Source organism: Noviherbaspirillum saxi (assembly GCF_003591035.1).
GTDB lineage: Bacteria > Pseudomonadota > Gammaproteobacteria > Burkholderiales > Burkholderiaceae_D > Noviherbaspirillum > Noviherbaspirillum saxi.
In genome coordinates, this window is the sequence record NZ_QYUO01000002.1 from 642,358 (window position 1) to 655,455 (window position 13,098).

Sequence of the window (13,098 nt, forward strand, 5' to 3'; positions counted from 1 at the left end):
AGCTCACACCATGACCACGACTACCCCATTCCAAAAGATCCTCATTGCCAACCGGGGCGAAATTGCGCTGCGTGTGATGCGCACCGCAAAAACCATGGGATACCGGACCGTTGCGGTGTTTTCCAGCGCGGATCGGTTAAGCCGGCATGTGCGCGAAGCCGACCAGGCTGTGTATATCGGCGAAGCACTTCCTGCGCAATCCTACCTGAACATCCCGGCGATCATTGAAGCGGCACGCCGCAGCGGCGCCGACGCGGTCCATCCCGGGTACGGGTTTCTCGCCGAGAACGAAGACTTCGCGCAGGCCTGTCGCGACGCGGGACTCGTCTTCATTGGGCCGTCGCCGGAAGCCATTATCGCCATGGGCAATAAGGCCGGCGCAAAGAAACTGATGATGGAAGCCGGCGTGCCCTGTATTCCCGGCTACCAGGGTGACGACCAGAGTGAAGAACGTTTGCGCGTCGAAGCAGAAAAAACCGGCTACCCGGTCATGATCAAAGCAACGGCTGGCGGTGGCGGTCGCGGCATGCGTCTGGTTACGAAGTCAGCTGACTTTGTCGATGCCCTGCGCAGCGCAAAGTCTGAAGCCCAAAGCGCATTCGGGAATCCGGAAGTCATTCTTGAACGCGCCATCATTAAGCCCCGTCACATCGAGATTCAGGTATTCGCCGACCGGCATGGCAACGCCATCCATCTTGGCGAGCGCGATTGCTCGGTTCAACGCCGCCATCAAAAGGTCGTGGAAGAAGCGCCGTCGCCGGTGGTTGATGCCGATCTGCGCGCACGTATGGGGGCAACCGCAGTGGCCGCGGTGAAGGCGATCCGTTACGAGGGCGCCGGGACTCTGGAGTTCCTGCTCGACGCGGACGGGAATTTCTTTTTCATGGAAATGAACACCCGTCTGCAGGTCGAGCACCCGGTGACGGAGTCGATTACCGGCCTGGATCTGGTCGAGCTACAGTTGCGTGTCGCTAGCGGCGAGTCGCTTCCTGTCAGGCAGGAAGACGTCCGCTTTCAGGGACACTCGATCGAGGTGCGCCTCTGCGCGGAAGATGCAACACAAAGCTTCATGCCACAGAGCGGCCTGATGAGTTTGTGGCAGATGCCGGACGGGATCAGGGCGGAGCATGGCCTGGAATCCGGCGCGGAAATTTCCCCGTATTACGATTCGATGATCGCCAAGCTGATCAGCTACGGATCGTCGCGTGATGAAGCGCGCCGGAAGCTGCTAGCTGCGCTGGAAGATACGGTTGCGCTCGGCGTGAAAACGAACCAGCAATTCCTCGCCAGTTGCCTGAGGCATCCGGTATTTGCGGCAGGCGGTGCAACAACGGCCTTCATTGGTGAACACAGCGCTGAGCTGTTGCAGGCCGATGCCGACCGTGACGCGCGTGCGCATGCGCTGGCTGCGGCCCTCCTCTACGCCACCGCCAGCGAGTCTGCCAGTGTCCGAACCAGCAATATCGCGCACCGTCTGCCGATTGCCTTCCGCTTCGAAGCGGAGGCAACGGAGTGCGTCGCCAGCTTAACCAATCTGGGCGATACCGGCTATTCGGTCGAAGTCGGCGAACGCATCTTCGACTTGCAGATCCTCGCAATCGATGTCAACCGGGCACGTTTTTCCTGCAATCGAATCGTGGAAAGTGCTGTATTTACGCGCGCCGGCAGCCAACTGCTGCTGCAGTACCGTGGCAGCTCCTATCGCATTCAGGACCTGACTCGCGCCGCGCAGGCGCGCCAGGGGAACGGTGGAGGTGATGGCAAGATCCGCGCTGCGATGAATGGCCGCGTGGTGGCGGTGCATGTTGCCGCGGGGGATTTGGTGAAGGCCGGTCAGCCGGTGATCACACTTGATGCGATGAAGATGGAGCATGTGCATGCAGCAACCGTTACGGGCCGGGTCAAGGCGTTAAATGCAGGAATGGGAGACCAGGTGTCAGCCTACCGCGTCATCGCTGAAATTGAACCGGTGGAGCCTGCGGTGGCCAATGCCTGACGGACGGCGCGGCATGGAACAATTGAGGGGAAACAGATGGAGAATTTAGCAGTACTGCTGGAAAAACGAGGATCGGCGTTCTGGATCACATTGAACCGGCCCGACAAGCGCAATGCGATTAACCAGGATGTCATCGATGGCATCGGTAATGGAATCCGCCAAGCGCACGACGACCCCGAAGTTCGGGCGATCGTGCTGACCGCGGCGGGGGATAAAGCGTTCTGCGCCGGCGGTGACCTGCAGCCCGGCAAAGGCTTTGCGTTTGATTATGCAAAACCGAATGTCGCCTATGCAGACCTGCTACGGCAGGCAAAGAATGCGACGCTGCCCATCATTGCGCGCGTCAACGGAACTTGCATGGCCGGCGGCATGGGCCTGCTGTGCATGGCGGACATGGCCGTTGCCGCCGACACCGTGCTGTTCGGCTTGCCCGAGGTGAAGATCGGTGTGTTCCCGATGCAAGTCCTGAGCCTGCTGCAGGATCTCGTACCGCAGCGGATCGTCAGAGAGTGGTGCATTACAGGTGAACCGTTCGATGCGGCCATCGCGCTGCAGCATGGACTGGTCAACCACATCGTGCCGGCCAGCGAACTCGACGTCAAGACGCAATGGTTGCTGGATCGCATCACCGACAAATCACCGACGGCTATCCGCCGCGGCAAGTACGCCATGCGTGCGCTGGGCGCGATGTCCTTCGACGAAGGTATTGCCTATACGGAAAGCCAGATCGCGTTGCTGGCGTTGACCGAAGACGCCAGGGAAGGGCTTGCCGCCTTTAACGATAAGCGTAAACCGGCCTGGACTGGCCGCTGACGGGAGAAACAGATGACAGCTTCAAAGAAAAAGGTCGTACGGATCGGTGGTGCGTCAGGATTTTGGGGGGACAGTTCGGTCGGTGCGCCACAACTGGTCTTCGGGGCGGAGATCGATTACCTGGTATTTGACTATCTTGCCGAACTGACGATGGCCATTCTCGCTTCTGCCCGCGCCAAAAAGCCGGAACTTGGCTACGCGACAGATTTTATTGACGTTGCGATGAAGAGTGTCCTGCCCGAGGTCGCAAAGCGGGGCATCAAGGTGGTCACCAACGCCGGTGGTATCAATCCGCGCGGCTGCGCCGATGCTCTCGCGCGCATGGCTCAGGACATGGGCATCAGCCTGACGATCGCTGTCGTAGAAGGTGACGACGTCAGTGCGCTGGTACCCGCACTGCGGGAGGCGGGACAGAAGGATATGTTCACCGGGGGCGCGCTACCCGAACGCATCCTGAGTGCCAATGCTTATCTCGGCGCCTTCCCGGTTGCGGCAGCACTGCGCGCCGGGGCAGACGTGGTGATTACCGGCCGCTGCGTCGATAGTGCCGTCACGCTCGGTCCATTGATCCATGAATTCGGTTGGCAGGAGACCGATTACGACATGCTGGCGGCCGGAAGCCTCGCAGGGCATATCATCGAATGCGGATGCCAGGCTACTGGCGGCGTGCACACCGACTGGGAAGCTGTTCCCGACTGGGCCAACATCGGTTATCCAGTGATTGAATGCTATGGCGATGGCCGGTTTGTCGTTACTAAGCCGCAGGGAACGGGCGGCAGTGTCATTGTCGCCGGAGTCGCAGAGCAACTTCTGTATGAGATCGGTGATCCAGCTGCGTATATGTTGCCAGACGTGGTCTGCGATTTCCGCGAGGTACGCATGCTCCAGGAAGACGATAACCGCGTCCTTGTCTCCGGTGCGCGCGGCCTGCCACCGAGCGACTCCTACAAGGTATCGGCCACGTACATGGACGGCTACCGCTGCAATGGGACGATGGTCATCGTCGGCATTGACGCGGTAGCGAAAGCCAAGCGCACGGGGCACGCCATCATTGAGCGTACTCAGGCGATCTTCAGGAAACTTGGGCTGTCTGACTATACCGCGACGCACGTCGAGGTGATCGGCGCGGAAAGTCTCTATGGGCCGCATTCGCGCGTGACGCATGCCAGGGAAGTGATGATGCGCGTCGCGGTCAACCATCCGATGAAGCCGGCGCTGGACATTTTTGCCCGGGAAATCGCACCTGCCGGCACGTCGTGGTCGCCAGGAACGACCGGGCCGGCACTGGCCCGCCCTTCCGCATCGCCACTGATCAAGCAGTTTTCCTTTACGCTGCCGAAACGGCAGGTCCCAGTCAACATTGGGCTCAACGGCGAGTCACGGCCGGTGGAGATTGCGACGGAAGGTGGCTACCAGCCGCAGGCCGCCTCATCTGCCCCCGAGCCTGGTCCGGTACCGGTTGTGGCCGATGCAGTGATGGTGCCACTGGTCAGGCTCGCGTATGGACGCAGCGGCGACAAAGGCAATATTTCCAATATCGGCATCATCGCCCGCAAGCCGGAGTACCTTGCCATCATCCTGGAGCAGCTCACGCCGGCCGTCGTCAAGGAATACTTTGCCCACCTCGTGAAAGGACGCGTCGAACGCTTCTTAGTACCCGGCCTTAATGCTTGCAACTTTCTCTTGCATGATGCGCTGGACGGAGGCGGTACAGCGTCGATGCGCATGGATCCCCTGGGCAAGGGAATGGCCCAGATACTGCTCGACATTCCAGTGCCGGTCCCCCGCGCGCTGGCAGCCGGACTTTAAAACAAACGGATTAGGAGAACGAGTTGCAGCTCGATTTTGACTTCAGTGGCAAGCACGTCGTCGTGTTTGGCGGAACGACGGGCATCAATTTCGGCATTGCTCAGGCATTTTCCCGGCAGGGCGCCATGGTCACCGTCGCCAGCCGCAGACAAGAAAATGTCGATGCCGCCCGTGCCGAGCTGGAGAAGTCCGGCGGGCGCGTGTTCGGCGTGTGCGCAGATGTGCGTGACTTCGATGCAGTTGGAAAAGCTTTTGATGAGGCCGCGCAGCGGCTTGGCCCCATCGATGTTCTGGTATCCGGCGCGGCGGGTAACTTCCTGTGCGAAGCCAAAGACATGTCGTCAAACGGTTTCCGCGTGGTGATCGACATCGATTTGGTGGGAACTTTCCACGTCCTTCGTCACGCCTATCGCCATTTGCGCAAACCGGGTGCGTCCGTGATCAACATCACCGCGCCGCAGTCATTCGTCCCCATGCGTTATCAGGCGCATGCGGGCGCAGCAAAGGCCGGCGTTGACCAACTGACCCGTACGCTCGCCTTGGAGTGGGGGGCAGACGGCATCCGGATGAACTCGATTTCCCCCGGGCCGATCGATGGGACTGAGGGGTTTAGAAAACTGATGGCACGCGACGAGCAGGAGCGGGAAAGGGCAACCGCCGCCGTCCCCTTGAAACGGATTGGCACGGTGGACGATATTGCCAACCTGGCGCTGTTTCTTGGGTCTCCCTACGCCGGCTATATCTCCGGCGCGTTGATCCCCTGTGATGGCGGCGGCGCCCTGGAAAGCGTGAAGCCGCCGCTCGAAGCCGCCGGAGCGGCATTAATTAACGAAGCCAGAAAAGCACATTGAAATGAAAGTTCTAGTACCCGTCAAACGCGTGGTGGACTACAACGTCAAGGTACGCGTGAAGTCCGACGGCAGTGGTGTGGATATCGCCAGCGTCAAGATGTCGATGAACCCCTTTGACGAGATCGCCGTCGAAGAAGCGACCCGCCTGAAAGAACGCGGCAAGGTCACCGAAGTCGTGGCTGTGTCTGCCGGCGTCGCCCAGTGCCAGGAGACGCTGCGCACCGCCATGGCGATTGGCGCCGACCGCGGCATCCTGGTCGAAACCGATGTCGAACTGCAGCCGCTGGCCGTGGCCAAGCTCATCAAAGCCATCGCCGACAAGGAACAACCGCAACTGGTCATCCTCGGCAAGCAGGCGATTGACGACGACTGCAACCAGACCGGCCAGATGCTCGCCGCTTTGCTGGGCTGGCCGCAGGCGACCTTCGCGTCCAAGGTCACTATCGAAGACGGCAAGGCCACCGTCACCCGTGAAGTCGACGGCGGACTGGAAACCGTGGCGCTGCAACTGCCGGCGATTGTCACCACCGACCTGCGCCTGAACGAGCCGCGCTACGTTACCTTGCCCAACATCATGAAAGCCAAGAAGAAGCCGCTGGAAACGCTCAGGCCGGCTGACCTGGGTGTAGATGTGGCGCCGCGCCTGAAGACCTTACAAGTGACCGAGCCGCCCAGGCGCGCCGCCGGCATCGTGGTCAAGAGCATCAATGAGCTGGTCTCCAGGCTCAGGAACGAAGCCAAGGTCGTCTGAAGACGCGATAAGGAGTTCTATCGTGGATAACGTGCGTACCCGTCAGCTCATTCGCGCGTGGCTGGCACACCGAATGGAACATCCCGAACCGCTGCCTCCCCCAGAACAAATCCGCCGTACTGTCGGCTGGGCTAAGGAAGACTCTGAGCAGGACAGCGAGGGAAAGCCAGCGTCACGCTGATTCCCTGTGGCGCGTGAATTTCCAGTACAACCGCATTTCAATAAAAATTTTATGACTGCACTCGTCATTGCTGAACACGACAATGCTTCCCTCAAGGGCAGCACCCTCCACACCATCACCGCGGCCGCCCAGTGCGGCGGCGACGTCCATGTCCTCATCGCCGGTGCCAACTGCGGCGCGGTAGCTGAAGCCGCATCCAAGATCGCTGGCGTGGCCAAGGTCTTGGTCGCCGATGCCGCGCATTTTGCCGAAGGCCTGGCCGAGAATGTCGCCGAACAGGCACTCGCGATCGCTTCCGCGTACGCGCACATCCTGGCGCCGGCCACCGCGTATGGCAAGAACATCCTGCCGCGCGTAGCCGCCAAACTGGACGTTGGGCAAATGTCAGAAATCACCAAGGTGATCTCGGCCGACACGTTCGAGCGTCCGTTCTATGCGGGTAATGCCATTGCCACCGTGCAGTCGGCTGATCCGGTCAAGGTCATCACTGTGCGTACCACCGGCTTCGATGCGGCAGCCACCGGCGGTAACGCGGCAGTGGAAACCCTCACTGCAGCCGCTGATGCCGGCAAGTCGGCTTTCGTGTCGCGCGAAGTGGCCAAGTCCGACCGTCCGGAACTGACCGCCGCCAAGGTGATCGTGTCCGGTGGCCGCGGCATGGGTTCAAGCGACAACTTCAAGATCCTGGAGCCGCTGGCCGACAAGCTGGGTGCCGCCATGGGGGCGTCGCGCGCAGCGGTCGATGCGGGCTTTGTCCCGAACGACTGGCAGGTCGGCCAGACCGGCAAGATCGTGGCACCGCAGCTGTATATCGCGGTCGGTATTTCCGGTGCGATCCAGCATCTGGCCGGCATGAAGGATTCGAAGACCATCGTGGCGATCAACAAGGATCCGGACGCGCCAATCTTCTCGGTGGCGGATTACGGCATCGTAGGCGACTTATTCGAGCTTGTGCCGCAGCTGGTCAACGAGCTTGGATGAGCATGGTTTCATTGATTGAACAGTACGGCCTACGTGAAGCGATGGAATACGATGTGGTCATCGTGGGCGGCGGCCCGGCCGGCCTGTCGGCCGCGATTCGCCTCAAGCAGTTGGCCGCCGACAAGGCAGCGAAATCGGCGCCCAACCCAAGCTTTCGCCTAAACTTGACATTTTCTTTTAATGACATCTTGAAATCCACGTCCTAAGGACGTGGTCATCGCCTAACTGGCTTTGCCTGTTAGAGCGAGGGACCTGCTCAAGGAAGTACCTTGCTTGATGTTGTGCCCACAATTGGGCGAAAGGCTACTGTGTAGATACGGTAGGACTGGACAGTGAAATAATCAGGAAATACGTCAAGTTTCAGGAAAAAGAAGAATCGCATCAACAAGAACTGCAATTGCGATCAACCTAGCGGACCTTCTACGAAGGTCCGCTCGTGTGCCCCCCTTTGGGGGGCATAAGGCAGAACCACGTTCTACGAACGTGGTTCATTTACTTGCGACAGAGCCTGGGTGTCTCCTCACATTCCCGGACGCTTCATCCGGCAGGAAGTCGGCAAGGCCGCCACGTAGGTGTCGATCTTGCTGTCCGTCCTCCAGCCGTAGCCGGTGTTCTCGGCGTCGTAGCGCACATCCTTGCCGTTGGTCTTCACCCATGTGACCATGTACAGCGGCTGCTGCAGCTGATGGTCGTCCTTGCGCATTTCCACTTCGCCGTTGAGGCTGGCTACCTTCATGCCTTCCATGGCGAAGGCGACCTTGATCGGGTCGGTGGACTTCGCCTGCTTGACGGCTTTCGAGAGCAGGGTAATGCCTGCGTAGGTGGCCGACGAGAAGAAATCGTCGTTGTACCGCTTCTTGAATGCCTCGACGATTTCCTTGCCCGCGAAGGTTTCATTGTTCGGATGCCAGTACGGAATCGACTTCACATGGTTGGCGCCCGCCGATCCGATCGCGGCGGGAATGCCGGGGCTGCTGGCGAAATAGGTGAAGAGACTGGTGTTGAGGTTGACTTCCTTGGCCGCCTTGATCAGCAGCGAGAGGTCCGCGCCCGCATTGCCGGTAATGACGACGTCGGCGCCGGACGTCGCGATCTTTGCAATATAGGGCGTGAAGTCCTTCACCTGTCCGAACGGATGCAGGTCGTCGCCGACGATCTGGATATCGGGGCGCTTGCGTTTCAGGTTTTCCTTTGCCACGCGCGAGACCTGCTGGCCGAACGCGTAGTTCGGGTTGATCAAGTATACCTTCTTGATGTTCTTGTCCTTCTCGATGAAGGAGGTGAGGGCTTCCATGCGCATTTCGGCGTGCGCGTCGAGACGGAAATGCCAGAAACTGCATTTGCTGTTGGTCATGTCGGGATCGCCGGCAGAGGTGTTCAGGTACACCACTTCCTTGCCCGGATTGCGTTCGTTGTGCTTGTTGATGGCGTCGATCAGCGCCAGGCCGGCGCCGGAGCCGAAGCCTTGCGCGACGTAGCGGAAGCCCTGGTCGACGACGGTCTTGAGGACGGCCAGCGTTTCCTGCGGGCTGGCCTTGTTGTCGAAGCCGACGATCTCGAAAGTGTGTTCTCCCGCCCATTTCTCCTTGTTCGCGATTTCCGCGATCATCTGCCAGCTCTTGAGCACGTTATGTCCGGTCGTGGCAAACGCGCCGGACAGTGGATCGATGTACGCAATGCGGATGGTGTCTGCGAACGCGCCGTTGGCGATGGCGAGCGCGCCTGAGGCGCATGCCAGCTTGATGCGGTAAGGGAGGATCGACATGGAAAGCCTTTCTGATATGGGTGGCGCCACGCTGCCGGGGAGGCAAGCGCGGCCGTTACTTAATCGCGCCGTCGAGCGCCTGTTCTAGTTCGTGCCGCTTGATCTTGCCTGTGGTGCTGCGCGGGATTTCCTCTTCGCTGATAAAGATCACGTCCTTGGGCAGCTTGTAACCGGCGATCCTGCCCCGGCAGGCGCCGATGATGTCTTCGGCGGTAAGGGAGGCGTCGGTCCGGACCACGAATGCCACCGGCACCTCACCCCAGTGCGGATCCTTGCGGCGCACCACGGCCGCATCGGCGATGCCGGGATGCGCCAGCAGCACGCGTTCGATTTCGGCTGGGTAAATATTTTCGCCGCCGGACTTGATCAGGTATTTGCGGCGGTCGACGTAATCGAGCGTGCCGTCCGGGTTGCGTACGAATACGTCGCCCATGTGGAACCAGCCGTTGCGGAAATCCTTCTCGGTCGCCTCCGGCGCGCCCCAGTAGCCGCTGAACAGCGTCGGTGACCGTACCGCCATTTCGCCGGGCGTGCCGTCCGACACTTCGTTGTCGTCTTCGTCGACCAGGCGGATGATGCAGTTCGAGTTCTGTTCCTTGGACAGTTTTTCCGGGAGTACGCCGATTGGCATGAAACCGCGGCTCGCGGGCGGCGTTCCGGTTTCGGTGGAGCCGAAGGAATTGACGAAGGGTGCTTGCAGCAGGCTGGTCACCTGTGCGATCTGGTCGCGCGGCACGAGGTCGGCCATGCAGCCGAGCGCACGCACGCCCTTGGCCTTGATGCCGGTGCGACGGACTTCTTCGATCACGCGGTCCACCATGCCAGGGATCAGCGTCAGGTGGCCGATCTCCTCGCGCGCGACAATGGCGACGAGGGCGGATACGTCCAGTCCGTCCATCACGATCACCTTGCCGCCGGTCGTCAGCGTGCCGTAGCACTGGTCGGTTGACACCATATGGAACAGCGGCGCCCAGGCGATGAAGGTGTCGCCCGGCTTGAGCAAGCCGTCGATCCGGTTGACGGTGGTGCGCGCGACCATCGCCCGCTGGCTGATCAGCGCGCCCTTGGGCAGGCCGGTGGTGCCGCTGGTGTACAGGATAATCAGGCCATCTTCCGGATCGGGCGGGCCGGCGCAGTCCGGTTCCTGGTCCGAGGCGCTGCCCAGCAGGGCCTCGTAGCCGCTTTCCAGGACGACAATGCGTTCGACGCCGTGGCAGATGCGGTCCAGCGCCGCCGCATGCCTCTCGGACACGAAGACGATGCGCGGCGAGACGAGACGGATGCAGTGCTCCAGTTCGTCGTCCGCCTGGCGCCAGTTCTGACAGGCAAGGATCGCGCCGAGCCGGGCGGCTGCCATTTCCAGTTCGATGTACTCGATGCGGTTTTCGGACAGGATCGCAACCCTGTCGCCATGTCTCACGCCAGCGTCCGCCAGTGCATTGACCAGCCGGTTGATGCGGCTGTCCAGCTCCGCATAGGTCAGTGAACGGCGACCGTCTTCCAATGCCGTGCGCGCCGGATTCAGCTTGACTTGTTGCCTGAACAACTCGGGAATGGTCAGCATGGCTGCCTGCCGTACGGCGGCATTGCCCACATCGGTCTCCACGTCGCTTCTCCTTTGATGGCGGCAGCGTTATCGCTTGCATGGTTCCTGTTCTTTCGATGACGGTAGCAGCTTGGCGTGCGCGCGTCTTGTGTGAACCTGCTACGCAAAGCCGACGCACCCGGCATCCATCAGCCACTTGACGCAAGATCACATATTTTGGAGCTGCTAACCTGAAGCGGTTATTGGCCATGTCATAAAGGACTCCCCAGGATGAGCAATCTCGTGTCTCTCGAACAGCGCGGCGCGCTTGCGATACTGCGCATCGACAATCCCCCGGTAAACGCACTGTCGCCCGCTGTCGTGCAGGGCATCAAAGCCGCGGTCGACCGCTTCGAAGCAAATCCCTCCATGCGCGCACTGGTGGTCTGCGCGGCCGGCCGCACCTTCGTCGCCGGCGGGGACATCTCCGAATTCTCCAAGCCGGATTTCACTACCGAACCCTTCAACACTACCCTGAACCGCATCGAAAACCTCGGCCGTCCCGTGGTGGCGGTGCTGCACGGCACCGTGCTCGGCGGCGGCCTCGAGCTGGCCATGGCTTGCCACTACCGCATCGCCGCGCCGTCCACACGGCTCGGCCTGCCGGAAGTGCTGCTCGGCATCCTGCCCGGTTCGCATGGAACGCAGCGCCTGCCGCGCCTGGTGGGAGTCAAGCAGGCACTAAACATGATGCTCAGCGGTCGCCCCATCGGTGCCGACAGGGCGCTGCAGGCAGGGCTAGTCGACGCGCTTGCCGAGGGAGATCCGGACGCGGCCGCCGTTCAGTTTATGGAGGGTCTGGTGGCCGCAGGCAAGGGGCCGCGCCGTACCGGGGAACGGACGGTGTCGATGGAGGATGTCGAGCCGGATTTCTTCGAGACGATGCTCGACGAAGTAAAGACAAAGAAGGGAGCTTATCCCGCGCCACAGCGCATTGTGCATTGCGTGGAAGCTGCCGCGACGCTGCCGCTGCTGCAGGGTCAGGGTGTCGAGGCCCGATTGTTCGAGGAATGCCGTGTTTCACCGCAGTCCGAGGCAATGCGTAAGCTGTTTTTTGCCGAACGCGAAGCGACCAGAATTCCGGGCGTCGCGGAAAATGTGGCGCCGAGGCCCATCCGGAAGGTCGGCGTCATCGGCGCGGGAACGATGGGCGGTGGCATCGCCATGAATTTCGCCAACGCCGATATCCCTGTGGTAATCATCGAGACTTCGCAGGAGGCGCTGGATCGCGGCCTGGGCATCGTGCGCAAGAACTACGAAAACACGGCCGCCAAGGGCAAGCTGGCGCCGGGCGAACCTGCCCGCCGCATGGGATTGCTGACCGGTTCCCTTGATTTTCAAGACTTGGCCGACTGTGACCTCGTGATCGAGGCCGTGTTCGAAAATCTCGACATCAAGAAGCAGGTTTCGCAACGCCTCGGGGCAGTTTGCAAGCCTGGCGCTATCATTGCCAGCAACACTTCCACGCTCGACGTCGATGTTCTGGCCACGGCCAGCGGCCGTGCCGCGGACTTCCTCGGCATGCATTTTTTCAGTCCAGCCAATGTCATGCGGCTGCTGGAAATCGTGCGCGGTGCCCAGACGGCCCCTGATGTGCTAGCCACCATCGTTCGCCTTGCCAAGACCATCGGCAAGGTGCCGGTCGTGTCAGGCGTCTGCTACGGATTCATCGGCAACCGCATGCTGGAATCCTATCTACGCGAATCTGAGTTCCTCATGATGGAAGGCGCGAGTCCCGCCCAGATCGACCGAGCGATCCAGTCGCTTGGCCTGCCAATGGGGCCGTGCCGCATGCTCGATCTGGCCGGTCTTGATGTTGCAGCAAAAGTTGTGATCGAACGCGGGAAGGCAGGTGCCCTACCCGCTGACCCGAGCTACCGTGCCGTAGTACAGAAAATGATGGAGCTCGGCCGCTTTGGGCAGAAGACAGGCTTCGGATACTACCGCTATGACGGCCGCACACCCGTTCCCGATCCTGAGGTTGAGACGATCTGTATTGCGCTCGCGGAAAAGTATGGCATTGCGCGCCGCACGGGTATCACTGACCAAGAAATCATCGAGCGCTGCTTGTACCCGCTTGTCAATGAAGGCGCCAGGATTCTCGAAGAAGGGATTGCGTATCGTCCCGGCGATATTGATCTCGTTTGGGTCAATGGCTACGGATTTCCGGATTACCGGGGTGGCCCGATGCATCTGGCCGATACCATCGGTATCGCAAAGATCGCCGGGCGCTTGGACCATTACGCACAACTGCGCGGGGATCAGCACGGTTACTGGAGCATCTCTTTGCTTCTGGCGTTCATGGCAGAGAGAGGACTGCATTTCAGAGACTGGCCAATCAAGCCGGAGAACTGAGATTCCCTGTG

General features: G+C 60.7%; 10 protein-coding genes and 1 pseudogene. 9 read left to right on the top strand and 2 right to left on the bottom strand.

Going from position 1 to position 13,098, the window contains the following annotated elements; translation table 11 throughout:
- Positions 1 to 10: 10 nt before the first annotated feature.
- From D3871_RS18795 to D3871_RS30930, 8 genes and pseudogenes are all read left to right on the top strand, one after another.
- Positions 11 to 1,996: an acetyl/propionyl/methylcrotonyl-CoA carboxylase subunit alpha gene (locus D3871_RS18795; protein WP_119770608.1), complete on the top strand. Its 1,986-nt coding sequence runs from the start codon at positions 11 to 13 to the stop codon at positions 1,994 to 1,996.
- 36 nt (positions 1,997 to 2,032) lie between these two features.
- Positions 2,033 to 2,809, top strand: a complete 777-nt coding sequence (locus tag D3871_RS18800; protein ID WP_119770609.1) for an enoyl-CoA hydratase/isomerase family protein — start codon at positions 2,033 to 2,035, stop codon at positions 2,807 to 2,809.
- Positions 2,810 to 2,821: 12 nt separating this feature from the next.
- Entirely contained in the window at positions 2,822 to 4,618 is a 1,797-nt protein-coding gene (locus tag D3871_RS18805; protein WP_119770610.1) for an acyclic terpene utilization AtuA family protein, read from the top strand.
- Between the two features lie 23 nt (positions 4,619 to 4,641).
- Positions 4,642 to 5,469 carry an SDR family oxidoreductase gene (locus D3871_RS18810; protein ID WP_119770611.1) on the top strand — a complete coding sequence of 276 codons (828 nt, stop codon included), beginning with the start codon at positions 4,642 to 4,644 and terminating at the stop codon, positions 5,467 to 5,469.
- A 1-nt stretch (position 5,470) separates the two neighbouring features.
- The gene (locus D3871_RS18815; protein ID WP_119770612.1) at positions 5,471 to 6,220 is read left to right on the top strand and encodes an electron transfer flavoprotein subunit beta/FixA family protein; all 750 of its coding nucleotides are present in this window, start codon (positions 5,471 to 5,473) and stop codon (positions 6,218 to 6,220) included.
- Between the two features lie 232 nt (positions 6,221 to 6,452).
- Positions 6,453 to 7,382 carry an electron transfer flavoprotein subunit alpha/FixB family protein gene (locus D3871_RS18820; protein ID WP_119771438.1) on the top strand — a complete coding sequence of 310 codons (930 nt, stop codon included), beginning with the start codon at positions 6,453 to 6,455 and terminating at the stop codon, positions 7,380 to 7,382.
- On the top strand, positions 7,379 to 7,588 hold the full coding sequence (locus tag D3871_RS31390) for an FAD-binding protein (protein ID WP_158597982.1): 210 nt from the start codon (positions 7,379 to 7,381) through the stop codon (positions 7,586 to 7,588). The genes D3871_RS18820 and D3871_RS31390 overlap by 4 nt, the downstream gene beginning before the upstream one ends.
- An 80-nt stretch (positions 7,589 to 7,668) precedes the next feature.
- Positions 7,669 to 7,794, top strand: a pseudogene (locus D3871_RS30930) (IS200/IS605 family transposase); the annotation flags it as partial.
- Positions 7,795 to 7,902: 108 nt separating this feature from the next.
- Here D3871_RS30930 and D3871_RS18835 read toward each other — a convergent pair.
- Entirely contained in the window at positions 7,903 to 9,147 is a 1,245-nt protein-coding gene (locus D3871_RS18835; RefSeq protein ID WP_119770613.1) for a branched-chain amino acid ABC transporter substrate-binding protein, read from the bottom strand.
- Between the two features lie 55 nt (positions 9,148 to 9,202).
- Complete coding sequence (locus tag D3871_RS18840) at positions 9,203 to 10,753, bottom strand: class I adenylate-forming enzyme family protein (RefSeq protein WP_233575716.1); 1,551 nt, start codon at positions 10,751 to 10,753, stop codon at positions 9,203 to 9,205.
- A gap of 210 nt (positions 10,754 to 10,963) precedes the next feature.
- Here D3871_RS18840 and D3871_RS18845 point away from each other — a divergent pair, with 210 nt between their 5' ends.
- Complete coding sequence (locus D3871_RS18845) at positions 10,964 to 13,087, top strand: 3-hydroxyacyl-CoA dehydrogenase NAD-binding domain-containing protein (RefSeq protein ID WP_119770614.1); 2,124 nt, start codon at positions 10,964 to 10,966, stop codon at positions 13,085 to 13,087.
- The last annotated feature ends 11 nt before the right edge of the window (positions 13,088 to 13,098 follow it).

Bases quoted from the DNA above. Each gene is read 5' to 3' on its own strand.
- D3871_RS18820 (WP_119771438.1), top strand. From the start codon at position 6,453: ATGACTGCACTCGTCATTGCTGAACACGACAATGCTTCCCTCAAGGGC.
- D3871_RS18835 (WP_119770613.1), bottom strand. From the start codon at position 9,147: ATGTCGATCCTCCCTTACCGCATCAAGCTGGCATGCGCCTCAGGCGCG.
- D3871_RS31390 (WP_158597982.1), top strand. From the start codon at position 7,379: ATGAGCATGGTTTCATTGATTGAACAGTACGGCCTACGTGAAGCGATG.
- D3871_RS18795 (WP_119770608.1), top strand. From the start codon at position 11: ATGACCACGACTACCCCATTCCAAAAGATCCTCATTGCCAACCGGGGC.
- D3871_RS18805 (WP_119770610.1), top strand. From the start codon at position 2,822: ATGACAGCTTCAAAGAAAAAGGTCGTACGGATCGGTGGTGCGTCAGGA.
- D3871_RS18800 (WP_119770609.1), top strand. From the start codon at position 2,033: ATGGAGAATTTAGCAGTACTGCTGGAAAAACGAGGATCGGCGTTCTGG.
- D3871_RS18845 (WP_119770614.1), top strand. From the start codon at position 10,964: ATGAGCAATCTCGTGTCTCTCGAACAGCGCGGCGCGCTTGCGATACTG.
- D3871_RS18815 (WP_119770612.1), top strand. From the start codon at position 5,471: ATGAAAGTTCTAGTACCCGTCAAACGCGTGGTGGACTACAACGTCAAG.